The 23,606-nt window shown below is 65.6% G+C and carries 19 protein-coding genes; 12 read left to right on the top strand and 7 right to left on the bottom strand.

From position 1 onward, the window contains the following. Positions 1-8: 8 nt before the first annotated feature. Together C6570_RS11235 and C6570_RS11230 are read left to right on the top strand one after the other, a co-directional pair. Complete coding sequence (locus tag C6570_RS11235) at positions 9-887, top strand: bile acid:sodium symporter family protein (protein ID WP_106703286.1); 879 nt, start codon at positions 9-11, stop codon at positions 885-887. Next, positions 884-1,696 (top strand): SDR family oxidoreductase, encoded by an 813-nt coding sequence (locus C6570_RS11230; RefSeq protein ID WP_106703285.1) that lies wholly within the window; start codon positions 884-886, stop codon positions 1,694-1,696. The genes C6570_RS11235 and C6570_RS11230 overlap by 4 nt, the downstream gene beginning before the upstream one ends. Before the next feature lie 27 nt (positions 1,697-1,723). On the opposite strand, the gene C6570_RS11225 is transcribed toward C6570_RS11230, so the two are convergent. The 6 genes from C6570_RS11225 to aceE all read right to left on the bottom strand — a co-directional run bounded on the left by C6570_RS11225 (position 1,724) and on the right by aceE (position 11,677). Beyond that, a complete protein-coding gene (locus tag C6570_RS11225) occupies positions 1,724-2,659 on the bottom strand; it encodes a class I SAM-dependent methyltransferase (protein WP_106703284.1) in 936 nt (311 codons plus the stop codon). 33 nt (positions 2,660-2,692) lie between these two features. After that, positions 2,693-4,093 (bottom strand): D-serine/D-alanine/glycine transporter, encoded by a 1,401-nt coding sequence (gene cycA / locus C6570_RS11220; protein WP_106703283.1) that lies wholly within the window; start codon positions 4,091-4,093, stop codon positions 2,693-2,695. A gap of 424 nt (positions 4,094-4,517) precedes the next feature. Beyond that, positions 4,518-6,356 carry a dihydrolipoyl dehydrogenase gene (lpdA, locus tag C6570_RS11215; RefSeq protein ID WP_106703282.1) on the bottom strand — a complete coding sequence of 613 codons (1,839 nt, stop codon included), beginning with the start codon at positions 6,354-6,356 and terminating at the stop codon, positions 4,518-4,520. Further along, positions 6,353-7,264: a glutamate racemase gene (locus C6570_RS11210; RefSeq protein ID WP_211297590.1), complete on the bottom strand. Its 912-nt coding sequence runs from the start codon at positions 7,262-7,264 to the stop codon at positions 6,353-6,355. Before C6570_RS11210 ends, lpdA begins: the two co-directional genes overlap by 4 nt. Next, positions 7,261-8,952: a dihydrolipoyllysine-residue acetyltransferase gene (gene aceF, locus C6570_RS11205; protein WP_106703280.1), complete on the bottom strand. Its 1,692-nt coding sequence runs from the start codon at positions 8,950-8,952 to the stop codon at positions 7,261-7,263. The genes C6570_RS11210 and aceF overlap by 4 nt, the downstream gene beginning before the upstream one ends. 16 nt (positions 8,953-8,968) lie before the next feature. After that, positions 8,969-11,677 carry a pyruvate dehydrogenase (acetyl-transferring), homodimeric type gene (gene aceE / locus C6570_RS11200; RefSeq protein WP_106703279.1) on the bottom strand — a complete coding sequence of 903 codons (2,709 nt, stop codon included), beginning with the start codon at positions 11,675-11,677 and terminating at the stop codon, positions 8,969-8,971. Positions 11,678-11,871: 194 nt separating this feature from the next. On the opposite strand from aceE, the gene C6570_RS11195 reads away from it, so the two are divergent. The 5 genes from C6570_RS11195 (at position 11,872) to C6570_RS11175 (ending at position 18,881) form a co-directional block, all read left to right on the top strand. Continuing rightward, a complete protein-coding gene (locus C6570_RS11195) occupies positions 11,872-14,394 on the top strand; it encodes a PAS domain-containing sensor histidine kinase (protein WP_106703278.1) in 2,523 nt (840 codons plus the stop codon). Then, positions 14,391-15,020 (top strand): response regulator transcription factor, encoded by a 630-nt coding sequence (locus tag C6570_RS11190; protein WP_106703277.1) that lies wholly within the window; start codon positions 14,391-14,393, stop codon positions 15,018-15,020. Before C6570_RS11195 ends, C6570_RS11190 begins: the two co-directional genes overlap by 4 nt. A gap of 104 nt (positions 15,021-15,124) precedes the next feature. Beyond that, positions 15,125-15,991 carry a bifunctional methylenetetrahydrofolate dehydrogenase/methenyltetrahydrofolate cyclohydrolase FolD gene (folD, locus tag C6570_RS11185; RefSeq protein ID WP_106703276.1) on the top strand — a complete coding sequence of 289 codons (867 nt, stop codon included), beginning with the start codon at positions 15,125-15,127 and terminating at the stop codon, positions 15,989-15,991. Positions 15,992-16,095: 104 nt separating this feature from the next. Next, positions 16,096-18,159: a M3 family metallopeptidase gene (locus C6570_RS11180; protein ID WP_106703275.1), complete on the top strand. Its 2,064-nt coding sequence runs from the start codon at positions 16,096-16,098 to the stop codon at positions 18,157-18,159. Positions 18,160-18,215: 56 nt separating this feature from the next. Continuing rightward, positions 18,216-18,881 (top strand): glutaredoxin family protein, encoded by a 666-nt coding sequence (locus C6570_RS11175; RefSeq protein ID WP_211297589.1) that lies wholly within the window; start codon positions 18,216-18,218, stop codon positions 18,879-18,881. A 100-nt stretch (positions 18,882-18,981) separates the two neighbouring features. On the opposite strand, the gene C6570_RS11170 is transcribed toward C6570_RS11175, so the two are convergent. Beyond that, positions 18,982-19,956, bottom strand: coding sequence for a Bug family tripartite tricarboxylate transporter substrate binding protein (locus C6570_RS11170; RefSeq protein ID WP_106703274.1), 975 nt, complete (start codon positions 19,954-19,956; stop codon positions 18,982-18,984). A gap of 231 nt (positions 19,957-20,187) precedes the next feature. Here C6570_RS11170 and C6570_RS11165 point away from each other — a divergent pair, with 231 nt between their 5' ends. The 5 genes from C6570_RS11165 to grpE all read left to right on the top strand — a co-directional run bounded on the left by C6570_RS11165 (position 20,188) and on the right by grpE (position 23,571). Next, positions 20,188-21,000: a crotonase/enoyl-CoA hydratase family protein gene (locus tag C6570_RS11165; protein WP_106703273.1), complete on the top strand. Its 813-nt coding sequence runs from the start codon at positions 20,188-20,190 to the stop codon at positions 20,998-21,000. 67 nt (positions 21,001-21,067) lie between these two features. Beyond that, positions 21,068-21,481, top strand: a complete 414-nt coding sequence (locus tag C6570_RS11160; RefSeq protein WP_106703272.1) for an acyl-CoA thioesterase — start codon at positions 21,068-21,070, stop codon at positions 21,479-21,481. A gap of 390 nt (positions 21,482-21,871) precedes the next feature. Then, positions 21,872-22,180 carry a winged helix-turn-helix transcriptional regulator gene (locus C6570_RS11155; RefSeq protein WP_106703271.1) on the top strand — a complete coding sequence of 103 codons (309 nt, stop codon included), beginning with the start codon at positions 21,872-21,874 and terminating at the stop codon, positions 22,178-22,180. Between the two features lie 174 nt (positions 22,181-22,354). Beyond that, positions 22,355-22,702 (top strand): FKBP-type peptidyl-prolyl cis-trans isomerase, encoded by a 348-nt coding sequence (locus tag C6570_RS11150; RefSeq protein ID WP_106703270.1) that lies wholly within the window; start codon positions 22,355-22,357, stop codon positions 22,700-22,702. 347 nt (positions 22,703-23,049) lie between these two features. Further along, on the top strand, positions 23,050-23,571 hold the full coding sequence (grpE, locus tag C6570_RS11145; protein ID WP_245896473.1) for a nucleotide exchange factor GrpE: 522 nt from the start codon (positions 23,050-23,052) through the stop codon (positions 23,569-23,571). Positions 23,572-23,606 lie beyond the last annotated feature (35 nt).

Raw genomic sequence — 23,606 nt, 5'->3', positions numbered from 1 at the left:
AGCCCACCATGGACTTCCTGCAGCTTCTGCCCCGCCTGCTCTTGGGCGCGCTGGCCCTGGTCATGTTCGGGCTGGGCCTGTCGCTCAGCCTGGAGGATTTCCGCCGTTTGGCGCGCCACCCGAAAGCGGTGTTTATCGCGCTGGGTCTGCAGGTCGTGCTGTTGCCGCTGGCCTGCTTTGCGATCGCCCGGGCGCTCGGGCTGTCGCCGGTCTTTGCGGTGGGGCTGATGCTGCTGGCGGCTTCGCCGGGCGGCATATCGGCCAACCTTTTCAGCCACCTGTTTGGCGGCAATGTGGCGATGAACATCTCGCTGACGGCGATCAATACGGTGTTGTCGATCGTCACGCTGCCGCTGGTCGTCAATCTGTCGCTGGCCTACTTCTTGAGCGATCAGGGCAACGCTGTGTCGCTGCAGTGGCAGAAGGTGGTGGAAGTGGTGGCGGTGGTGATCGTCCCCGTGGCGCTGGGCATGCTGGTGGGCGCCCGCAGGCCAGCGCTGGCGCTGCGCGCTGAAAAGCCGTTCAAGCTGTTCAGCGCCCTGGTGCTGCTGGCGTTTGCGCTGATCGCCATCGCCAAGGAATCGTCCGCTCTGGCGGCGGGCCTGGCCACCATCGGCCCGGCGGTGGTGGTGTTCAACCTCGTCAGCCTGGGCGCGGGCTATTTCCTGAGCCGCGCCGCCGGGCTGGACAAGTCGATGGCCACCGCCATCTGCTATGAGATTGGCATCCACAACTCAACGCTGGCGCTGTACATCGCGCTGTCGCTGCTCAACAACTTCGAGATGGCACTGCCGGCGGCCCTGTATTCCATCGTCATGTACATCACGGCCACCCTCTTCGGCCTGACGGTTTTGCGGCGCAAGGTGGCTCAAGGGGTTCATTCATGATCGTCACGGTGATCACCGGCGCCTCCGACGGCATTGGCGCCGAATTGGCGCGCCAGCTCGCCACCGTCCGCCGCGAACGCGCCGGGCTGATATTGGCCGCGCGCAGCGAAGAAAAACTGCGGGCCGTTGCAGACGAGTGCACCCGGCTGGGCGCCCACGTCGAATGGGTCATGGCGGATGTTTCGGTGCGCGCCGACTGCGACCGCCTCATCGCCGTGGCCGCCCAACGCTTCGGGCGAATCGACACGCTCTACAACAACGCCGGGCTTTCAGCGCACGCGCTGTTGCGCGAGGTGCCGCCCGACAAGCTGGATTGGTACGAGTACCTGATGCGCGTGAACTACTGGGGCACCCTGTGGTGCACCTATGCCGCGCTGCCACACCTGATCGCCAGCAAGGGCCGCATCGTGGGCGTGTCATCGCACGCAGGCCTGTTCGGCGTGCCGGGCCGCACGGCGTACAGCGGCAGCAAGTTCGCCGTGGCGGGCATGCTGGAAGCGCTGCGCGCCGAAGTCAAGCCGCTGGGAGTGTCCGTCACCGTGGTTTACCCCGGCGTGGTGGACACAGCCATTCGTCTGCACGGCTTCAACGCGCAAGGCCAACAGGCCGGCGTGAGCGGCCTTCGTGAGGAAGGGATGATGCCTGTAGAGACCTGCGTGCGCCTGATGCGCAAGGCGGTGGACGCGCGCCAGCGCGAATGCGTCATGACCGCCAAGGCGCGCTTTGGCCGGTGGATGAAGCTGCTGGCGCCCGGCTGGGTGGAGCGCAAAACCATGGAAGCGGTGAAGGACGACTTCCGGCCCCAATAGCTCGGCGCGGTGCCCGTGGCAGGGCAGCTACACAGGCCGCATGAACCAGCCGACTTTCAGCGCCCGCTCCGCATCGACGTCCGCAAACACTGGCGGATTGGCCAGCCTTTGGACAAAGCGGATCTCCGGCGCTTCCTTGAGGGCGTTGTCTACCAGGAAATCCATGCCCAGCTCCGGCGCGTTGAGGCACAGCAGCGCGTGACCGCCCGGCCGCAGAAGATCCGGCAAGCGGCGCATCAGGCGTGGGTAGTCTTTGGTGGCGACAAAGCTGCCTTTTTGATAGCTGGGCGGGTCGGCCACCACCAAGTCATACGGGCCATGGCGCGCGATCTTGCCCCAGGTGGTGAACACGTCGTGCGGCCAGAACAGAGCCCCTTGCAGGCCGTTCAGCTGATGGTTCTGCTGCCCCGTGGCCAATGTGCCGCGCGCCATGTCGATATTGACCACCTGCGCCGCCCCGCCCTGCAGCGCAGACACGCTGAAGGCGCAGGTGTAGGCAAACAAGTTCAGCACCCGCGCGCCGCGCCCTTCCCGCGCCTTGAACTCTGCGGAAAAATCACGTACCCAGCGCCGACCCGCCGACATGTCCAGAAACAGGCCGTGGTTCTGGCCGCGCAGCACCTGCACGCGGTAGTCGGCACCAGCCTCACGCACCTGATGGGGATCTGGGACGCTGCCGGCCATCAACCGTGTGTCGATCACGCCACCGGGCTGGCGGCATTGGTACACCCAGGTCAGCGGCTCCGGCGCCGCCAATGCCGACCAGCGCGCTTGAAGCAGGCCGCCCACCTCGGCCAGCTCTGCTTCGGTCATCGCCTTGAAGCTGGTCAACACCAGCGCGGGCGGAAAGGCGTCGAGCGTCAGGTGCTCTTCGCCCGCAAAGCAGCCGCCGCGTCCGTGAAACAGGCGCACGGCCTCATGGCACAAAGGCATCGACGCAATGGCCTGGGCGAGATGGTGCATCACGGGGATGGAGTGTCGATCAAGTTGCGGGGATCAGCCGCGGGGTTTTCTGGATCGCATCGACACGTAGGCCACACCGAGTAGCACAAACCACAGGGGCGTGGCGAGCAGCGCCTGGCGTGTGTCAGCCTCGAACGTCAGCAGCACGATGATGCCGGCGAAGAACGCCAGGCACGCCCAGCACATGGCAACGCCGCCAGGCATGCGGTAGCGGGACGCTTGATGCAGCTCTGCGCGGTGTTTGCGGTAACTGATGTACGACAGCAGGATCAGCGACCAGACGAACATGAAAAGAATGGCCGACACCGTGGTGACCAGCGTGAAGGCTTCCACCAGATTCGGCACCACCCACATCAAAAATGCGCCGCCCAACAGGCAGACGCACGAAAAGACGAGTCCGCGTGAAGGCACGCTGGCGGCAGACAGCTTGCCAAAGACCTTGGGCGCGTCGCCCTCTTGCGCCAGCCCATAGAGCATGCGGCTGGTGGAAAACACGCCACTGTTGGCCGACGACGCCGCTGACGTGAGCACCACAAAGTTGATGATGCTGGCGGCCGCGGGCAGGCCCGCCAGCACAAACAGCTCTACGAACGGGCTTTTGCTGGGCACCACGTCGCGCCAGGGCGTGACCGCCATGATCGCGATCAGCGCGCACACATAAAAAATGATGATGCGCACCGGGATGGAGTTGATGGCGCGCGGCAGGGTGCGGTGCGGGTCCTTGGCCTCGGCCGCCGTGGTACCCACAAGCTCAATCCCCACAAAGGCGAACACCGCGATCTGAAAGCCCGCAAAAAAGCCCATGGCGCCGTGCGGGAACATGCCGCCGTCGTTCCACAAATTGGCCAGGCTGGCCGTGCGACCTGCGGGTGAGCTGAAACCCGTCAGCACCATGTACAAGCCTGTGCCAACCAGGGTAACGATGGCGACGATCTTGATCATCGCAAACCAAAACTCGACCTCGCCAAACAGCTTCACTGTCAGCAGGTTCAGGCTCAGCAGCACGGCTACGCAGGCGATCGCGGGCGCCCATTGCGGCAAATCGGGCCACCAAAACTGGGCGTAGGCCGATATCGCAATCACATCGGCAATGCCGGTGATGATCCAGCAGAACCAGTACGTCCACCCGGTGAAAAATCCGGCCCAGGGGCCCAGCAAATCGGCCGAAAAATCGATGAAGCTCTTGTACTGCAGGTTGGACAGCAACAGCTCGCCCATCGCCCGCATCACGAAGAACAACATGATGCCGATGATGGCGTACACAAAAACAATGGACGGGCCCGCCAGGCTGATGGTTTTGCCTGAGCCCATGAACAAACCCGTGCCGATGGCACCACCAATGGCGATCAGCTGGATATGGCGATTGCTGAGATTGCGCTGGAGATCGTCGGCACTGTCGTGCCCCGATTGCTCCGCCGGGGCATCTGTGCTCATTGAGAAAGCTCGGTGAAATGCGTTAGCGTGAAAAAAACAGCGATGCAAGCGACCCGGCAAGGCAAAACCCTTGCACGGATGGGCGCCAGAACAGGCGCCCGCGCTTGCGAAAAGCTGCAGGGGTATTTTAGTACGCGAGCTGTATACAGGGTGCCTGCGTGCCCCATTGAGGTGCACTGAGTGAAGGTGTTAGACGGCTCATCGAATGGTCCCCCATGGGCGGGCGACCAGCCCCACGGCACGAAACCATGTCCGCCGTGAATCGCTCCATTCCAGCCGACCCCCAGAGTGCCGAAACGGATTGTTCTGCACGCGCTCAGCCGAACTGAGCTAGAGATTGGTGGGCTTGCCAGCACGCGCATGCGCCCAAAACGAAACCGGCAACCCATTGGGTTGCCGGCGTCAAGCTGCAGAGGCGGCTGAGTTACCGCTTCTGCGGCGGCAAATCCGTGCAGCTGCCGTGCGCCACTTCCGCTGCCATGCCGATGCTTTCGCCCAGCGTGGGGTGCGGGTGGATCGTGCTGCCGATATCGACTGCGTTGGCGCCCATTTCGATCGCTAGGGCGATCTCGCCGATCATGTCGCCCGCGTGGGTGCCGACAATGCCGCCGCCCAGAATGCGGCCATGGCCGTGCGCGTCGGGGCCGTCGTCGAACAGCAGCTTGGTGAAGCCCTCGTCTCGGCCGTTGGCGATGGCACGGCCCGATGCCGTCCAGGGGAACAGGCCTTTCTTGACCTTGATGCCCTGCGCCTTGGCCTGGTCTTCGGTCAGGCCCACCCAGGCCACTTCGGGATCGGTGTACGCCACGCTGGGGATGACGCGCGCGTCGAACGCGGCTTTGGCCAGCTTCTCGTCACCCAGCAGTTCGCCGGCAATGACTTGGGCCGCCACGTGCCCCTCGTGCACCGCCTTGTGCGCCAGCATGGGCTGGCCGACGATGTCGCCAATGGCGAAGATGTGCGGCACATTGGTGCGCAACTGCACGTCCACGGGGATGAAGCCACGGTCGGTGACGGCCACGCCCGCCTTGTCGGCGCCGATTTTCTTGCCGTTGGGGCTGCGGCCCACGGCTTGCAGCACCAGGTCGTAGGTTTGCGGCGCGGGCGCGCCCTCGCCTTCAAAGCTCACTTCAATGCCTGCGTCGGTCGCCTTGGCGCCCACCGTCTTGGTCTTGAGCATGATGCTGTCAAAGCGCGGCGCGTTCATCTTTTGCCACACCTTGACCAGGTCCCGGTCGGCGCCCTGCATCAGGCCGTCCATCATCTCGACCACGTCCAGGCGGGCGCCCAACGTGCTGTAGACGGTGCCCATCTCCAGCCCGATGATGCCGCCGCCCAGAATCAGCATTTTCTTGGGCACGGCCTTCAGCGCGAGCGCGCCCGTGCTGTCCACCACGCGGGGGTCATCGGGCATGAAGGGCAGGCGCACGGCCTGGCTGCCTGCGGCGATGATGGCGCGCTTGAACTGCACCACCTGTTTCTTGCAGGTCTTCTCCTGGCCGGTGCCGGTGGTTTCTTCCACCTCCAGGTGATTGGCGCCGACGAAGCTGCCGAAGCCGCGCAGCGTGGTTACCTTGCGCATCTTGGCCATCGCGCCCAGGCCACCGGTCAGCTTGCCGATGACCTTGTCTTTGTGGCCGCGCAGCTTGTCAATATCCAGCTTGGGCGCGCCGCCGTAGTCGATGCCCAGCGCCGCCAGGTGGCTGACCTCATCCATCACCGCCGCCACGTGCAGCAGCGCCTTCGAGGGGATGCAGCCCACGTTCAGGCAAACGCCGCCCAGGGTGGCATAGCGCTCGACGATCACCACCTTCAGGCCCAGATCGGCCGCGCGGAAGGCCGCCGAATAACCGCCCGGGCCACCGCCCAGCACCAGCACGTCGCAATCCACATCGACGCTGCCGCCAAAGCTGGATGCTACAGGAACAGGAGCTGCTGGCGCTGATGGCGCGGGCGCTGGAGCCGAATTTGGCTTGGAATCTGCTGCGGTGGCGGGTGCCGGCGCGGGCGCAGCGGCGCCCTGCTCTGCCGCATCCAGCGTGAGGATGAGCGAACCCTGGTTCACCTTGTCGCCGATGTTGACCTTCAGCTCCTTGACCACGCCAGCGTGGCTGGAAGGGATTTCCATCGACGCCTTGTCGGATTCGACGGTGATCAGCGACTGTTCTGCCGCAACCGTGTCACCGGGCTTGACCAGCAGCTCGATAACCGCGACGTCCTTGAAGTCGCCGATGTCCGGCACTTTGACTTCCACGATGCTCATGATTTGTCTCCTAGAGGCTGGCCCACCACCGTCGGTTGAACCAGGATCGGCGTCAGTGCGACGCCCAAGCGGCCAAGCATGTCGCTCAGCCCGGACAAGGGTTGATCAGGCGATTCGGTGGCCACGCACAGCACCTGCCCCACATGGCCGGGTGCGCGCTGGCCTGCCGCGCCAATGAAAGCTTCCAACTCAGCCACCACGCTGTCAGCCGGATCCAGAAAGCGCACCTGCGGGGCCGCGCGTTCAAAAAACGGCCGCAGCCAAGGCAAATGCGTGGAAGACAGCGTGCACACGTCGGCGCCGGGGTGGCGGCGCAGCAGCTCGGCCATGAAGGCATCGACCGCAGTCTGCGTGGCCTGCGGCTGGCTCAGGAAGCTGCCGTTTTCGACCAGGTCGACCATGGCAGAAGCGTTTTCCACCGCCACCGGCCGCCCATCCGCTTCACGGCGGATATATGCCTGGATCTGGGGGCTGCTCGCCAGCGAAGCCACGCCCATCACCACCACCAAGCCGCTGCGGCTGGCCGCCAGCGCCTCGCGCACGGGCGGGAAAACGCCGCGCACGGGCACCGGCAGGCCGGCGGCCTGCAGGCCTTCCAGCACCATGACCGAAGGCGCGTTGGACGCCAGCACCACGGCGCTGGCCCCCCACGTGCCCAGCCGCCCCACCGTGGCCTCGATCAACGGCGCCAGTACCTCGCGCGACTTTCCGCCGTACGGAAAGCTGGCGCGGTCAGCAAAGTAGATCAGATCAAGCCACGGAAAGCGCTGCTGCAGGCGCTGCACGATCGCATAGCTGCCGATGCCCGCATCGAAAACGGCCACCGGCCGCTGCAACCCGGCCAGCGGCGTGGCCAATGCCGCAGCGTCGGCAGGCGTTGGGGCGCAACGCTCCGCCACCGCGCTCACAACAGCACGCGTCGGAAGTCGGCGAGTACCTGAGCCAGGTACGCATTGAAGCGCGCGGCGGCGGCGCCGTCGATCACGCGGTGGTCGTAGCTGAGCGACAGCGGCAGCGTGAGACGCGGCACGAACTGCTTGCCATCCCAGACGGGCTTCATGGCACTCTTGGACAGGCCAAGAATCGCCACCTCAGGCGCGTTGATGATCGGCGTGAAGCTGGTGCCGCCAATGCCGCCCAGCGAGCTGATCGAGAAGCACCCGCCCGTCATGTCGGCCGGGCCCATCTTGCCGTCGCGGGCCTTCTTGGCCAGATCGCCCATTTCCTGGCTGATCTGCAGAATGCCCTTTTTGTCGGCGTCTTTCAGCACCGGCACCACCAGGCCATTGGGCGTGTCTGCCGCAAAGCCGATGTTGTAGTACTGCTTGTAGACGAGGTTGTCGCCGTCCAGGCTGGTGTTGAACTCGGGGAATTTCTTCAGCGCAGCCACCACCGCCTTGATGACGAAGGCCAGCATCGTCACCTTGACGTCGCTCTTGGCCTTGGCGGCCTCGGCGTTGGTCTGCACGCGGAAGGCTTCCAGCTCGGTGATGTCGGCTTCGTCGTTATTGGTGACGTGCGGAATCATCACCCAGTTGCGCGCCAGGTTGGCGCCGCTGATCTTCTTGATGCGCGACAGCGGCTTGGCTTCGATGGGGCCGAACTTGGCGAAATCCACCTTGGGCCACGGCAGCAGATCCAGCCCGACGCCCGAGCCGCCCTTGGGCGCGTTCGCCGCCTGGGCCTTGGTCTGCACGCTGCCGGACATCACCTGACGGGTGAAAGCCTGCACGTCTTCGGCGCTGATGCGGCCGTTGATGCCCGTGCCTTTGACCTCTTCCAGCGGCACGCCCAGTTCGCGCGCGAACTTGCGCACGCTGGGGCTGGCGTACGGCAGCTTGCCCGTGGGCGCCACCGTGGGGTCGTGCGCGGGCATGGCAGCTGGGGCGCTGGCCGATGCGGCGGCGGGTGCCGCAGCTGCGGGCGCAGCGCTGGCTGCTGGTGCGGGCGTGGGCGCAGGTGCTGCCGCCGCGGCGGCCGGCGCCGCAGCGCTGGTGCCTTCCACGATGGCCAGCAGGTCGCCAATGTTCACCTTGTCGCCCAGCTTGACCTTCATCTCTTTGATGACGCCGGCCGCGCTGGACGGAATCTCCATCGAAGCCTTGTCGGATTCGACGGTGATCAGGCTTTGCTCCAGCTTGACGGTGTCGCCCGGCTGAACGAACACCTCGATCACGGCGACGTCCTTGAAGTCGCCGATGTCGGGCACGCGCACCTCGATCGGGCCAGCGGCAGCCGGGGCTGCTGCGGGCGCTTCGGCCGGGGCAGCAGCGGGGGCGGCAGGCGCCGTTGCTTCTGATTTCGTAGCTGCTGGCGCAGGTGCAGCCTGCGCTGGCGCCGCATTTTGTGCGGAATCACCGGCCGCTTCTAGCACCAGGATCACGCTGCCTTCGCTGACCTTGTCGCCCAGCTTGACCTTGAGCTCCTTCACCACCCCAGCCGTGCTGGAGGGGATTTCCATCGAAGCCTTGTCGGATTCGACCGTGACCAGGCTTTGCTCCACCTTGACGGTGTCGCCCGGCTTGACCAGCACCTCGATCACCGCCACTTCGTCGAAGTCGCCGATGTCGGGGACTTTCACTTCAACCATTGCCATGTTCGTGTCCTCCGTCTCAGGCCTTCAGCGGGTTGACCTTGTCGGCCTGGATGCCGTACTGCTTGATGGCAGCGGCCACGCGGTCGACGGGCACCTTGCCTTCATCGGCCAGCGCATGCAGCGCGGCGACGGTGATGTAGTGGCGGTCCACCTCGAAGTGCTCGCGCAGGCGCGAACGGAAATCGCTGCGGCCAAAGCCGTCGGTGCCCAGCGTGGTGAAGCTGCGCCCTTCGGGGATGAAGGGGCGAATCTGCTCGACGAAGCTCTTCATGTAGTCGGTCGAAGCGACCACGGGGCCGACATGCGGCTCCAGCTGCGAGGTGACAAACGCCTTGCGGGGCGTTTCCATCGGGTGCAGCAGGTTCCAGCGCGCCACGTCCTGGCCGTCGCGGCCCAGTTCGTTGAAGCTGGGGCAGCTCCAGACGTCTGCGGCCACGCCCCAGTCTTTGAGCAGCAGCTCTTGCGCGGCCAGCGACTCACGCAGGATCGTGCCCGAGCCCAGCAGCTGCACGCGCGGCGCGTTGCTGGCCACTTGCGCGGCCGGCTGGCACAGGTACATGCCCTTGATGATCTCTTCCTCGGTGCCGGGCTTGAGGCCGGGCATGGGGTAGTTCTCGTTCAGCAGCGTCAGGTAGTAGTAGACGTTTTCCTGCTTCTCGACCATGCGAACCAGGCCGTGGTGGATGATCACGCCCACTTCGTGCGCGAAGGTCGGGTCGTAGCTGACGCAGTTGGGAATGGTGCCCGCCAGGATCTGGCTGTGGCCGTCTTCGTGCTGCAGGCCTTCGCCGTTCAGGGTGGTGCGCCCGGAGGTGCCACCCAGCAAGAAGCCGCGCGCCTGCATGTCGCCCGCCGCCCAGGCCAGATCGCCCACGCGCTGGAAACCGAACATCGAATAGAACACGTAGAACGGCATCATGATGCGGTTGTTCGTGCTGTAGCTGGTGGCTGCGGAAATCCAGCTGCACATGCCGCCGGCTTCGTTGATGCCTTCCTGCAGGATCTGGCCGTCCTTGGCCTCCTTGTAGTACATCACCTGGTCTTTATCGACCGGGGTGTACTGCTGGCCTTTGGGGTTGTAGATGCCGATCTGGCGGAACAGGCCTTCCATGCCGAAGGTGCGCGCCTCATCCACCAGGATGGGCACCACGCGCGGGCCAAAGGCCTTGTCGCGCAGCAGCTGAGTCAAGAAGCGCACAAACGCCTGGGTGGTGCTGATCTCGCGGCCTTCGGTGGTGGGCTCCAGCACGGCCTTGAAGGTGTCCAGGCTGGGGATCGTGAAGTGCTCGTCCGCCTTTTCGCGGCGGTGCGGCAGGTAGCCGCCCAGCGCCTTGCGGCGCTCGTGCAGGTACTTCATCTCCGGCGTGTCGTCGGCCGGCTTGTAGTACGGCAGCTTGTCCAGATCGCTGTCGGACACAGGAATGCCGAAGCGGTCGCGGATGTAGCGGATGTCCTCGTCCGACAGCTTCTTGGTCTGGTGGACGGTGTTCTTGCCCTCGCCGGCCTTGCCCATGCCATAACCTTTGACGGTCTTGACCAGCAGCACGGTGGGCTGAGCCTTGTGGTTGTACGCGGCAGAGAAGGCGGCGTACACCTTTTCCGGGTCGTGCCCGCCACGGCGCAGATCGAAGATCTCTTCGTCGCTCATGTGCTCGACCAGTTTGGCGGTCTCGGGGTACTTGCCGAAGAAGTTCTTGCGCACGAAGGCGCCGTCGTTGGCCTTCATGGCCTGATAGTCGCCGTCCAGCGTCTCCATCATCAGCTGCTTGAGCTTGCCGGACTTGTCGCGCGCGAGCAGCGCGTCCCAGCCCTTGCCCCAGATCAGCTTGACCACGTTCCAGCCAGAGCCACGGAATTCGCCTTCCAGCTCTTGGATGATCTTGCCGTTGCCGCGCACCGGGCCGTCAAGGCGCTGCAGGTTGCAGTTGACGACGAAGACCAGGTTGTCCAGCCCTTCGCGGGCAGCCAGGCTGATCGCGCCCAGGCTCTCGGGCTCGTCCATCTCGCCGTCGCCCATGAAGGCCCAAACCTTGCGATTCTTGGTGTCGGCAATGCCGCGCGCATCCAGGTACTTCAAGAAACGCGCCTGGTAGATCGCCATCAGCGGGCCCAGGCCCATGCTGACGGTCGGGAACTGCCAGAACGAAGGCATCAGTTTCGGGTGCGGGTAGCTGGACAGACCTTTGCCATCGACTTCCTGGCGGAAGTTGTCCATCTGCTCTTCGGTGATGCGCCCTTCCAGGAAGGCGCGGGCGTAGATGCCCGGTGCGCTGTGGCCCTGGATGTAGAGGCAGTCGCCGCCGTGGCCTTCGCTCTCGGCGTGCCAGAAGTGGTTGAAGCCCGCGCCCAGCATGGACGCCAGCGACGCAAAAGAGCCGATGTGGCCACCCAGGTCACCCCCGTCTTTGGGGTTCAGCCGGTTGGCGCGAACCACCATGGCCATGGCATTCCAGCGCATGAAGGCGCGCAGGCGCTTTTCGATGGCGATGTTGCCTGGGCAGTGGGCCTCTTGCGCAGGCTCCAGGGTGTTGACGTAGCCGGTGGTGGCCGAAAACGGCATGTCGATGGAGTGCTGGCGGGCATGTTCCAGCAATTGCTCCAGCAGAAAGTGGGCGCGTTCCGGGCCCGATTGTTCAATCACGGAGGAAAGCGCATCCCTCCATTCACGGGTTTCCTGTTGATCAGGATCCTGGCCGGCGGCGGGTGCAGTGGGCTCTGCGGACATCTTCTGCGTCTCCTTGTCTTTAAAAGTTATGCAAGTTCATTGTGAACGAAGTCCGAATCATTGCATAAAGCCACGAAGATTCCAAATACTGACTTTTGAATTCGTATTATGAAATTTTAAGTACTAAAACCACCGTTTCAAACGCGCTCGCACCCCGCGATTCGCCGACCCGCTGCCCTACACTGGCGGGTTCCATGTTCACCATCCCGTCCGTCGATAACGCCACCCCGCAGGCGCAGCCCTGGTGGCGCCGCACGCTGGCATGGGTAGCGCACCGGCTGTCGCATCTGGCGCCGCTGGCTGCGGTGCTGCTGTTTCTTGCGGCTATCGCCGCCGCCTTCTGGTATTTGCGCGTCGAGGAAGTCCGCCGCGAGCAGGAAGCCGTCAAGCGCGATGTGGAGTACGCGCAACAGCGCCTGCGCCTGCGCTTGATCGAGCGGCAAGAACAAATGATGCGGCTGGCGCGCGACATATCCAACCGCGACGCCGATGCCGAGCAATTCGCCTCGCGCGCCGAGGCCCTGGTAGCGCAAAACCCCGAACTGGTGGCCATTTACTGGATCGACGATCACCGGCGCGTGCTGCGCGGCGAGATATCGCCCAGCATGATGCTTCCCCGCGATTGGTTGTCGCAGGGCGTGCTCACCCCCAGCGACACGCTGACAGGCTACGACCTGGCGCGCGATCTGATGCAGCCGGTCTACTCGCAGCCGATCGCCGCCAAAGACGCCGACCCGGTGCTGCAACTGCACGTTCCGCTGACGGCCAAGGGCCAGTACGCGGGTGAGCTGCTGATTGAGTACTCGGTGGACGGCCTGCTGCGCTACGGCGTGCCCTCCGAAATCCTGGCCAAGTACGCCGTGGCCTTGCTGGACGGCAAGGCGCAGTTGTTGACCGGCCAGAGCATTCCAGAGCGCGACAACCCCGGCGCGGTGATGCCGTGGTCGGCCAAGGTCAACGAGTTTGAAAGCCCCGTCTCCCCAGTGGGCAACGGCCTGGTGCTGCGCGCGCAGGCGTGGCGCACATCGCAGAACGTGGTGGGCAGCACGCTGTTTTGGCTGGTGGCGGTGCTGGCCGCCATGACCGCCTGGATGCTGATCGCCAACTGGCGCCAGTCGCGCCGCCGGCAAGAGGCGCAGCACGCGCTGCAGGCTGAAACCACCTTCCGCCGCGCGATGGAAAACTCCATGCTGACCGGCATGCGCGCGCTGGGTCTGGACGGCCGCATCACCTATGTGAACCCCGCGTTCTGCCAGATGACCGGGTGGAGCGAGGAAGATCTGCTGGGCCAATCGCAGCCCTTTCCCTACTGGCCCGACGAAGACCGCGACATGCTGATGACGCGCCTGACCGAAGAGCTGGCCGGCTCGTCCGACTCGTCGGGCTTTCAGATGCGCGTCAAGCGCAAGAACGGCACGCTGTTTGACGCGCGCCTGTACGTGTCGCCCCTGGTGGACGCCACGAACAAGCAAACCGGCTGGATGGCGTCGATGACCGACATCACCGAGCCCAACCGCGTGCGCCGCCAGCTTTCGGCGTCGTATGAGCGTTTTACGACCGTGCTGGAAGCGCTGGATGCTTCCGTTTCTGTAGCGCCGCTCGGCAGCGAGGAGCTGCTGTTTGCCAACAAGCTGTACCGCCAGTGGTTCGGCGGCACCACGGCAGGCCACATGCAGCTGGTGGTGCGTGCTGGCACGCCTGAAACCCACATCACCGACGAAAGCCTGGACACGGTGGATTCGTTCGCCGGGCTGCCGCTGGACAGCCTGGCCACCACGCCGCTGGCCGAACACGCCGAGATCTACATCGACCGCCTGGACAAATGGCTGGAAGTGCGTTCGCGCTACCTGAATTGGGTGGACGGGCGACTGGCGCAGATGGTGATCGCCACCGACATCACCGCGCGCCGGCAGGCCGAAGAGCTGGCCGCCGCCCAGGCCGAGCGGGCGCAGGCCGCCAGCCGCCTCATCACCATGGGCGAGATGGCGTCCAGCGTGGCGCATGAGCTGAACCAGCCGCTCACGGCCATCAGCAACTACTGCACCGGGATGATCTCGCGCATCAAGGGCGGCAACATCACCGAGGAAGACCTGCTGGGCGCGCTGGAAAAAACCGCACGCCAGGCCCAGCGCGCCGGGCAGGTGATCCAGCACATCCGCAGCTTTGTCCGCCGCAGCGAGCCCAAGCGCGAATGGGCCGAGGTGGGCGCCATGATCGAGCAGGTGGTGGAGCTGGCCGAGATCGAGCTGCGCCGCCGCCACGTGCGCCTGATCCACCAGGTGGCGCCACGGCTGCCTGCGGTGTTCGTCGACCCGATCCTGATCGAGCAGGCCCTGATCAACCTCATCAAGAACGGCGCCGAATCCATCGACGTCGCGCAGCGCTTTGCGCCGCTGCGCGTGGTCGACCTCACGGTGGCCCAGCGCGTGATCGACGCCATGCCGGTCATCGAATTCCGCGTGACCGACAACGGCCAGGGCCTGGCGCCCGAGGTGCTGGCGCGGCTGTACGAGGCGTTCTTCTCGACCAAGAGCGAGGGCCTGGGCATTGGCCTGAACCTGTGCCGCTCGATCGTCGAGTCGCACCAGGGCCGTATCGAGGCGGAGAACCTCTACAATTCCGGCGAGGTCGTAGGGTGCCGTTTCACCTTCTGGATTCCGGTGGGGCCAGCCCACGACAACTTTCCTGACAAGTCCCAAGCGAAGGTTGTGGCATGAGTTTGATTCCCAAGCGTGGAACGGTGTATGTCGTCGATGACGACGAGGCTGTCCGCGATTCGGTCCAGTGGCTGCTGGAAGGCCAGGATTTCCGCGTGCGCTGCTTCGAATCGGCCGAAGCCTTCCTGGCCCGCTACGACCCGCGCGAAGTCGCCTGCATGATTGTGGACATTCGCATGAACGGCATGAGCGGCCTGGAGCTGCAAGACCGCCTGACCGAGCGCGGCTCGGCCCTGCCCATTGCCATCATCACCGGCCACGGCGACATTCCGCTGGCGGTCGACACGATGAAAAAAGGCGCGCTGGATTTCATCCAGAAGCCCTTCAAGGAAGAGCAGCTGATCACCCTGGTCGAGCGCATGCTGGAGCAGGCGCGCGCCAATTTCTCCGAGCAGCAGCAATCGGCCAGCCGCGAGGCGCTGCTGGCCAAGCTGACCGGGCGCGAATCGCAGGTGCTGGAACGCATCGTTGCCGGCCGCCTGAACAAGCAGATTGCCGACGACCTGGGCATCAGCATCAAGACGGTGGAAGCGCACCGCGCCAACATCATGGAAAAGCTGGGCGCCAACACCGTGGCCGATCTGCTCAAGATCGCCCTCAAGCAGGCCCCTGCCCCGCGCGCGTGACCTGCGCTGTGCGGCTGCCATCGCACCGTCTTACTATTATTTATATAGCTGCCAGCGCTTGTCCATCCTGCGCTAGCGGCCTATTTCATTCATAAGATTTGTCCATGACTGCACAGCTCATCGACGGCAACGCGCTGGCCCGCCAGGTTCGCGCCGACGTGGCCGACCGCGTTCAGGCCCTCAAAGCCCGCGGCATTGAACCGCACCTGGCCATCATCCTGGTGGGCGAAGACCCGGCCAGCGAGGTGTACGTCAAACACAAGGTCAACGACAGCAGCCAGACCGGCCTGAAAGCCACGCTGGAGCGCTACCCCACCACGATGACCGAGGCCGATTTGCTCGCCCGCGTACACGCCTTGAACGACGACGCCAGCGTGCACGGCATCCTGGTGCAGCTGCCCCTGCCCGCGCACATGGATGCGCACAAGGTCATCGAAGCCATTTCGCCCGCCAAGGACGTGGACGGCTTTCACGTGCAAAGCGCCGGCGCACTGATGACCGGGCTGCCCGGCTTCTGGTCGTGCACGCCCTACGGCTGCATCAAGCTGCTGGAAAGCACCGGTATCGACCTGCGCGGCAAGAATGCGGTCGTCATCGGCCGCAGCAACAACGTGGGCAAGCCCATGGCGCTGATGCTGCTGCAGAAGAACGCCACGGTGACGATGTGCCACAGCGCCACGAAAGACCTGAAGGCGCACACGCTGCAGGCCGACGTCATCGTGGCCGCAGTGGGTCGCCGCAACGTGCTGACGGCCGACATGGTCAAACCCGGCGCGGTGGTGGTGGATGTGGGCATGAACCGCGTGCCCGAGGGCGAGCCCAACGCGGGCAAGCTGTGCGGCGACGTCGACTTCGACGGCGTGAAGGAAGTCGCCAGCTGGATCACCCCAGTGCCTGGCGGCGTGGGCCCCATGACCCGCGCGATGCTGCTGGTCAACACGCTGCAGGCGGCCGAAGCGGCCTCGGCCTGAGGGGCCTTGCTGCCGGCCCCCGCCCGGCGGCAGACAGCACTTGCTGCATGGCCGCCCCGGTGCGTTCGGCTTGAGAAAACGCCCGCTGCCTCTAAATACCTGCCATGTCCCAGTCTGCACCCCGCGTGACCGAGTCGCACGCCAATCCCCTCCTCGACTTCACCGATCTTCCGCTGTTCGATCAGATCCGCCCCGAGCACGTGGCGCCCGCGATCGACCAGCTGCTGGCGCAATCCCAGAGCGCGCTGGACAAAGTGGTGGCGCCCGACTTTCCCGCCGACTGGAAAACCATCGCCCAAACGCTGGACGTGGCCACCGAGCAGCTGGGCCGCGCCTGGGGCGCCGTCAGCCACCTGAACGCCGTGGCCGACACGCCTGAGCTGCGCGCCGCCTACAACGCCGCGCTGCCGAAGGTGACCGAGTTCTATACCAACCTGGGCTCCGACGAGCGCGTGTACGCCAAGTACAAGGCCGTTGACCCCGCCACGCTAAACGACGAGCAGCGCCGCGCGCAGCACAACGCGCTGCGCGGCTTCGTGCTGGGCGGCGCCGAGCTGCAAGGCGCCGCCAAAGAGCGCTTTGCGGCCATCCAGGCCCGCATGGCCGAGCTGGGGCAGAAGTTCAGCGAAAACGCGCTCGACGCCACCGACAGCTTTGCGTACTTCGCTACCGAGGACGAATTGGCCGGCGTGCCGGACGACATCAAGGCCGCCGCCCGTGAAGCCGCCGAAGCCGGTGGCCAGCCCGGCTACAAGCTGACCCTGAAGCTGCCCAGCTACCTGCCCGTGATGCAGTTTGGCAGCCACGCGCCCCTGCGCGAGCGCCTGTACCGCGCCTACGTCACCCGGGCGTCGGACCAGTCCGAGGGCGAAGCGGCGAAGTTCGACAATACCGCCATCATCCGCGAGTTGCTGGCGCTGCGCCAGGAAGAGGCGCAACTGCTGGGCTACGCCAACTTTGGCGAAGTGTCCCTCGTGCCCAAGATGGCCGAATCGCCCCAACAGGTGGTCGATTTCCTGCGCACGCTGGCCGACAAGGCCAAGCCGTTTGCAGAGCGCGACCTGAACGACCTGCGCGCCTACGCCGCCGACAAGCTGCAGATGGCCGACCCGCAGGCCTGGGACCTGGCCTACGTGAGCGAGCACCTCAAGGAAGCGCGCTACGCCTTCAGCGAGCAAGAGGTCAAGCAGTACTTTCCGGCGCCCAAGGTGCTGGCGGGGCTGTTCAAGATCGTCGAGACGCTGTTCGAAGTGCAGATCCGCGAAGACAGCGCCCCCGTGTGGCACCCCTCGGTGAAGTTCTACCGCATCGAGCGCAACGGCCAGCTGCTCGGCCAGTTCTACCTGGACCCGAGCGCGCGCGCCGGCAAGCGCGGCGGCGCCTGGATGGACGACGTACGCGCCCGCTGGCTGCGCCCCGACACCGGCAAGCTGCAAACGCCCGTGGCGCAACTGGTGTGCAACTTCGCCACAGGCGTCAACGGCAAGCCGCCGCTGCTCACGCACGACGACGTCACCACGCTGTTTCATGAATTCGGCCACGGCCTGCACCACATGCTGACGCAGGTGGATGAGCACGACGTGTCCGGCATCAGCGGCGTCGAGTGGGACGCGGTCGAGCTGCCCAGCCAGTTCATGGAGAACTTCTGCTGGGAATGGGACGTGCTGCGCCACATGACGGCGCACGTCGACACGGGCGAGCCGCTGCCGCGCGCGCTGTTTGACAAGATGACCGCCGCCAAGAACTACCAGGCGGGCATGCAGACGCTGCGCCAGATCGAGTTTTCGCTGTTCGACATGCTGCTGCACACCCAGCCAGCCCGCGCAGCCGACTTCCAGTCGCTGCTGGAAGAGGTGCGCCGCGAGGTGGCGGTGATTCACCCGCCCGTGTTCAACCGCATGGCCAATACCTTCAGCCACATCTTTGCCGGCGGCTACGCGGCGGGCTACTACAGCTACAAGTGGGCCGAGGTACTGAGTGCCGACGCCTATGCAGCTTTCGAGGAAACGGCCAACGCTGATGGGTCGCCCAACGTCGAAACCGGGCGAAAATACCGCCAGGCCATTCTGGAAGCCGGTGGCAGTCGCCCGGCGATGGAGTCGTTCAAGGCGTTTCGCGGGCGCGAGCCTTCGCTGGACGCACTGCTGCGCCACCAGGGCATGGCCTGAAGCCGCCTTTTTGAAAGTTCAACCGCTCAACGCGCTGGTTCAGGAGTTTTAGCCCGATGCTGCATTCGACGTTTCGTGATCGCCTTGCCTTGGCTGCTGCCACGGGCGCCGCGCTGGCCTTGATGGCCGGCAGCGCCGCCGCCCAGGTCTACCGCTCGGTCGGGCCCGACGGGCGCGTCGTGTATTCGGACAAACCGCCCGCGGCCAACGCCCGCGACAACGCGCCCGCTGGGGCTGGCACCGGCGCAGGCGGCAGCAGCGCCGGCGGCCTGCCCTATCAGCTGAACCAGGTCGCGCAGCGCTTTCCGGTCACGCTGTACAGCGGAAAAGATTGCGCGCCGTGCGATTCGGGCCGCAACCTGCTGGTGAACCGCGGTATCCCGTTCACAGAGAAAACCGTCAACACAGACGCCGATGTCAAGGCTCTGCAGCGCCTGACGGGCGACACCAATCTGCCCGTGGCCACCGTGGGCGGCCAGCGCCTGAGCGGTTTCTCTGACGCCGAATGGTCACAGTACCTGGATGCGGCGGGCTACCCCAAGTCGTCGCAGCTGCCGTCCACCTACCGCCGCCCGGCTGCGGCGCCGCTGGTGGCCGCACGCCCTGTGGCCGCCGCGCCCGCCGCTGCTGCCAGCGCGGCCGCTTCTGCGCCTGAAGCTCCGCCCGCGCCCTCTGTGGCACCGCAGCGCACCACCACCAACCCGGCCGGCATCCGCTTCTGATTTGATAGCTACCAGCGCTGGTGCAGCCTGCGCTGGAGGGCGATTTGACCGTGATTCTGGGTCACGGCGCGAAGCGCGCCGCACCAGCCTCCTACCGCGTCTACTGCCGGGCGATGCCCGCCTTGGCGATCACCTGCTTCCAGCGGTGAATGTCGCCACTCAGCAGGCGCGCCGCGTCTGCCGGCGTGCCAGGGTGCGGGTCCAGGTTCAGGTTTTCCAGCCGCGTGCGCACGCCTTGGTCGGCCAGCGCGGCGTTCACGGCCTTGTTCAGACGCGCGATGACGTCGGGCGGCGTCTTGGCGGGCGCCGCCAGCCCGTTCCATGAACTGGCGTTCAAGCCCGGCGCGCCCGCCGATTGGGCCGTGGGCACGTCGGGCAGCACACGCGAGGCCTTGGCGCCCGTCACGGCCAGCGGGCGAAGCGCCTTGCTTTGAATCTGCGCGAGCAGCGGGCTGAGGATGTCCAGCCCCGCGTCCAGCGTGCCGCTGCGAATGCCGGTGATCACGTCGGGCGTGCTCTTGAAGGGCACCACCTGCAGATCGAGTTGCGCGGCGGTCTTGAACCACTCGGCCGCCAGGTGCTGCGTGGTGCCCAGGCTGGGCGTGCCCAGGTTCACCTTGCCGGGGTTCTGGCGCGCGTACGCGATCAGATCGCGCAGCGACTGAAACCTGCCGTTGCCCGCCGACACGATGACCAGATCGAACGTGGCCAGCACGCCCACCGGCGTAAACGCCGTCTGCGTGTTGAAGGGCAAGGCCTTGAACAAGGCCTCGCTGACCGCGCTGCCGCTGGAGATCAGCAGCAGCGTGTAGCCGTCGGCCGGCGCGCTGGCCACGCTTTGGCCCGCCACCACGCCGCCCGCGCCGGGCTTGTTGTCGATCACGACCGGCTGGCCTAGGCTGCGCGCCATGTGCTCGCCCACGGCGCGAGCGGTGATGTCCGCCGCGCCGCCGGGCGCGTTGGGCACCACGATGCGGATCGCCTTGTTGGGAAACGGCTTTTGCGCCCACACGCACGGCGCGCCTGCGGCGCCTGCAGCGATGCCGGTGGCGATGAGCAGGTGGCGGCGGCGCATGGTGTTTTCTCCTTCAAGTGGGTGTGGCGGCCCCGGCTGGGCGGGGTGGCCTGCTTCATGGCGCCTTGGGTCGGCGCGCGTTCTGGTTGATGCTACCGTGCCGACGCCCGCGCCGGCGGCCGCGGTACCGCGGGTTTCTACCAAGCCGCGCATCGCATAAAGTGACCGGCGCAGGCGGACTTGAACAAGCCTTCCCCCTGACCCACCCCGTACACACCCACCGCACACCCCATGCGCAACCCCGCCCCCAACGCCCAAGGCCCCGCCCACCCCGAACTGTCCGTCGAACTGGCGGGCGAGCACAACGACATCGCCGTGGTGCGGCTGAGCCGGCCCGCCAAGCGCAACGCGCTGTCCGACAGCCTGATGCTGGCCGTGCGCGATGCTTTCCAGAACCTGCCGGACACCGTGCGCGCCGCCGTGCTGCACGGCGAGGGCGACCATTTCTGCGCAGGCCTGGACTTGGCCGAGCTGAAAGAGCGCGACGCGGGCCAGGGCCTGCACCACTCGCGCATGTGGCATGCCGCGCTCGACGCGGTGCAATTCGGCCCCGTACCCGTGGTGGCCGCGCTGCACGGCGCGGTGGTGGGCGGCGGGCTGGAGCTGGCCAGCGCCGCGCACATCCGCGTGGCCGACGAGACCACGTTCTACGCCCTGCCCGAAGGCACGCGCGGCATCTTCGTGGGTGGCGGCGGCGCCGTGCGCATCCCCAAGCTGATCGGCGTGGCCCGCATGACCGACATGATGCTCACCGGCCGCACCTACAACGCCGAAGAAGGCGAACGCGTGGGCCTGGCGCAGTACCTGGTGCCCGCGGGCACCGCGCTGGACAAGGCGCTGGCGCTGGCTGCGCGCATCGCCACCAACGCGCCGCTGACCAACTACGCGTTGACCCACACCCTGCCCCGCATCGCCGAACAGCCTGGCGACCACGGCCTAATGACAGAGGCGCTCATCGCCGCCATCGCCCAGGCCGCGCCCGAGGCGAAAACCCGCGTGCGCGCCTTTCTGGGCGGCAAGGCGGCCAAGATGAAACCCACGTGAGCGCCGCGCACCACAGCCGAACGACCGCCACGCGCCCCGAACGCCCCCACCTGCCGGATCGCCCCGCATGAGCAAGTCCACCGTGTACGACGTGAACGTGATGTTTGGCGACTGCGACCCCGCCGGCATCGTCTTCTTTCCCAACTTCAGCAAGTGGATGGACGCCTCATCCCTGCACTTCTTCATGGCGTGCGGCGTTCCGCCCTGGCGCGAGCTGGTCAAGACCACCGGCATCATCGGCACGCCGCTGGTGGAAATCCACACCCGGTTCGTGCGCCCGGCCACCTACGGCGACGCGCTGCAGGTGCGCACCAGCGTCGAAACCTGGAGCGCCAAGACCTTCGTGCAGCACCACCAGGTGTTCAAGGGCGATCAGCTGGTGTGCGAAGGGCGCGAAACGCGTGCGTTTTGCGTTCACCCCGAAGGCGGGCGGCTGCAGGCCATCCCGGTGCCCGACTTCATTCGGCAGCAGTGCAGTTAGGGCCGCGCACGCTGGCGAGGTGAAAATGGGCAGACAAATCGGCCTCCAACGCCCGACGCGCCTGCGGCGGCAGCTACGCTATCCATAGCGTTTCACACGTCTGAGCCGCGCCGCGCTTGACCGACGGTGGCGCGGGCCGGTCGGCGAGCAGCGATTCAAGCCGTGCCTGCGGCCAACCGGCCCCCGAAGCCGCCCCAGCAGAGCCGCCGAAGCCCCAATTGTTGCAAAAAGTGTACAAACCAGAGGGCAGGCGGCGCCCCTCGGAAAATCTGGTTTTTGTAGCGCTCAACCCACTATGGGCCGGCGAAGCGAGCTATGAAACTGCTAGCGTGCTACAGATTTGCGCTATAGTTATTCCACGCAACCCCGTCACCCGAGGAGAAGCCCAACATGAGTTCAAAAGAAAACGCCGCCACTGGCCAGCTGCTGGCCTTGCTTGAGGCGCGCTACGCCATTCGCGTGCTGTGGGCCCTGCGCGATGGCCATCCCCAGACCTTTCGTCTGCTGCAAGACAGCGTGGGCGGCATCACCCCCAACACCCTCAACACCCGCCTGAAAGAGCTGCGCGCCGCCAACCTGGTCACGCACGGCGCCGACGGCTACAGCCTCACCCCCAGCGGTGCCGATCTGGTCAAGCGCCTGTCGGACTTGCAAGCCTTCGCCACCAAATGGGTGGCAGCCCAGTCCAAGAAAAAGTGATCCAGATGGGCTGGCGCACATGAATCGCGCCAGTCAATGGGCATTCCAGCAAAGCGGCCACGGCCGCTTTTTTTCCTTCCAGCTTCAGCATGAATCAAGGCGCTGGCGCCCGCGCAACGGGCGCCAGCAGCTACTGATTCCATAGCAATCAACCTACCTGAGCAAAGCATTCACATGAGCACCAACGGACTGCAGATCATCGACACCGTGCCCGGCACCGGCGCAGAAGCCAAGACCGGCCAGACCGTGCTGGTGCACTACACCGGCTGGCTCTACACCGACGGCCAGCAAGGCGCTAAGTTCGACTCCAGCCGCGACCGCAACGACCCGTTCGAGTTTCCGCTGGGCGATGGCATGGTCATCAAGGGCTGGGACCAGGGCGTGGCCGGCATGCGCGTGGGCGGCCAGCGCACGCTGATCATCCCGCCCGAAATGGGCTACGGCGCACGCGGCGCCGGCGGCGTGATTCCGCCCAACGCCACGCTGAAGTTCGACGTGGAACTGCTGGGCCTGAGCGACTGATCGCTGCCCCAGTGCCTGCTAGCGCGGCGCCTGCAGCGATACGCCAGGCAACCCAAGCCCCCGTTTGAAGCGCCGCCAGCAGGCGGCGTTTTCACTGCGGCGGGCGACCAAGTTGGTCGTTCGCCAAGCCCGTTTGCCGTTTTTTTGTGCAAATCGGGCCCTGAGAGCGGCCAGATCTGCAAAATTCAGGCTGTTTGAGCGGTTTCAGGCTTGAAAGCGGTGCCTCAATACCCACTTGAAGCTATGCCATATTCGTGTATCGAACATTCGCAGCAAAAAACCACAACATGTCCGACCAACCCAATCCTTTTTACGCTGGCGCGCCCGGCGCTGAGCACGATCCGCCGATGAGCGCTGAAGAGCTGGAGGCCGCGGCCGCCGCCAACGAGGCCGACGCGATTGCCGCCTTGCAAGCCGCCCAGGCCGACCTGGCCCAGCTCAAGACCCAGAACACCGAACTGTCCGAGCAGGCCCTGCGCGCGCAGGCCGACGCGCAAAACGCACGCCGCCGCGCCGATGAGGAAATCGCCAAGTCGCGCAAGTTCGCCATCGAAGGCTTTGCCGAGAGCCTGTTGCCCGTGCTGGACAGCCTGGAAGCCAGCCTGAACGTGCAGAACGCCACGGCCGACCAGCTGCGCGAAGGCTCTGAAGCCACGCTGCGCCAGTTGCTGAGCGCGCTGGACCGCAACAAGGTCGTCGAGGTCAACCCCGCGCCCGGCAGCAAGTTCGACCCTGCCAGCCAGCAAGCCATCAGCATGGTGCCTGCCGCCCAAGAGGCCAACACCGTGGTCGCCGTGCTGCAAAAAGGCTACCTGATCGCCGACCGCGTGCTGCGCCCTGCCCTGGTCACCGTGGCCGCGCCGCAATAAGGCTCTGTTCACATTTCGCGGCGCTGCGGGCGCTT

Source organism: Ottowia oryzae (assembly GCF_003008535.1).
In the GTDB taxonomy this organism is placed as follows: domain Bacteria; phylum Pseudomonadota; class Gammaproteobacteria; order Burkholderiales; family Burkholderiaceae_C; genus Ottowia; species Ottowia oryzae.
This window is presented reverse-complemented; position numbering and strand designations above follow the sequence as displayed.

Bases quoted from the DNA above. Each gene is read 5' to 3' on its own strand.
- C6570_RS11180 (WP_106703275.1), top strand. From the start codon at position 16,096: ATGTCCCAGTCTGCACCCCGCGTGACCGAGTCGCACGCCAATCCCCTC.
- C6570_RS11195 (WP_106703278.1), top strand. From the start codon at position 11,872: ATGTTCACCATCCCGTCCGTCGATAACGCCACCCCGCAGGCGCAGCCC.
- folD (WP_106703276.1), top strand. From the start codon at position 15,125: ATGACTGCACAGCTCATCGACGGCAACGCGCTGGCCCGCCAGGTTCGC.
- C6570_RS11170 (WP_106703274.1), bottom strand. From the start codon at position 19,956: ATGCGCCGCCGCCACCTGCTCATCGCCACCGGCATCGCTGCAGGCGCC.
- C6570_RS11150 (WP_106703270.1), top strand. From the start codon at position 22,355: ATGAGCACCAACGGACTGCAGATCATCGACACCGTGCCCGGCACCGGC.
- aceE (WP_106703279.1), bottom strand. From the start codon at position 11,677: ATGTCCGCAGAGCCCACTGCACCCGCCGCCGGCCAGGATCCTGATCAA.
- C6570_RS11230 (WP_106703285.1), top strand. From the start codon at position 884: ATGATCGTCACGGTGATCACCGGCGCCTCCGACGGCATTGGCGCCGAA.
- C6570_RS11165 (WP_106703273.1), top strand. From the start codon at position 20,188: ATGCGCAACCCCGCCCCCAACGCCCAAGGCCCCGCCCACCCCGAACTG.
- lpdA (WP_106703282.1), bottom strand. From the start codon at position 6,356: ATGAGCATCGTGGAAGTCAAAGTGCCGGACATCGGCGACTTCAAGGAC.
- C6570_RS11225 (WP_106703284.1), bottom strand. From the start codon at position 2,659: ATGCACCATCTCGCCCAGGCCATTGCGTCGATGCCTTTGTGCCATGAG.
- cycA (WP_106703283.1), bottom strand. From the start codon at position 4,093: ATGAGCACAGATGCCCCGGCGGAGCAATCGGGGCACGACAGTGCCGAC.
- C6570_RS11235 (WP_106703286.1), top strand. From the start codon at position 9: ATGGACTTCCTGCAGCTTCTGCCCCGCCTGCTCTTGGGCGCGCTGGCC.
- C6570_RS11155 (WP_106703271.1), top strand. From the start codon at position 21,872: ATGAGTTCAAAAGAAAACGCCGCCACTGGCCAGCTGCTGGCCTTGCTT.
- C6570_RS11175 (WP_211297589.1), top strand. From the start codon at position 18,216: ATGCTGCATTCGACGTTTCGTGATCGCCTTGCCTTGGCTGCTGCCACG.
- grpE (WP_245896473.1), top strand. From the start codon at position 23,050: ATGAGCGCTGAAGAGCTGGAGGCCGCGGCCGCCGCCAACGAGGCCGAC.
- C6570_RS11160 (WP_106703272.1), top strand. From the start codon at position 21,068: ATGAGCAAGTCCACCGTGTACGACGTGAACGTGATGTTTGGCGACTGC.
- C6570_RS11190 (WP_106703277.1), top strand. From the start codon at position 14,391: ATGAGTTTGATTCCCAAGCGTGGAACGGTGTATGTCGTCGATGACGAC.
- aceF (WP_106703280.1), bottom strand. From the start codon at position 8,952: ATGGCAATGGTTGAAGTGAAAGTCCCCGACATCGGCGACTTCGACGAA.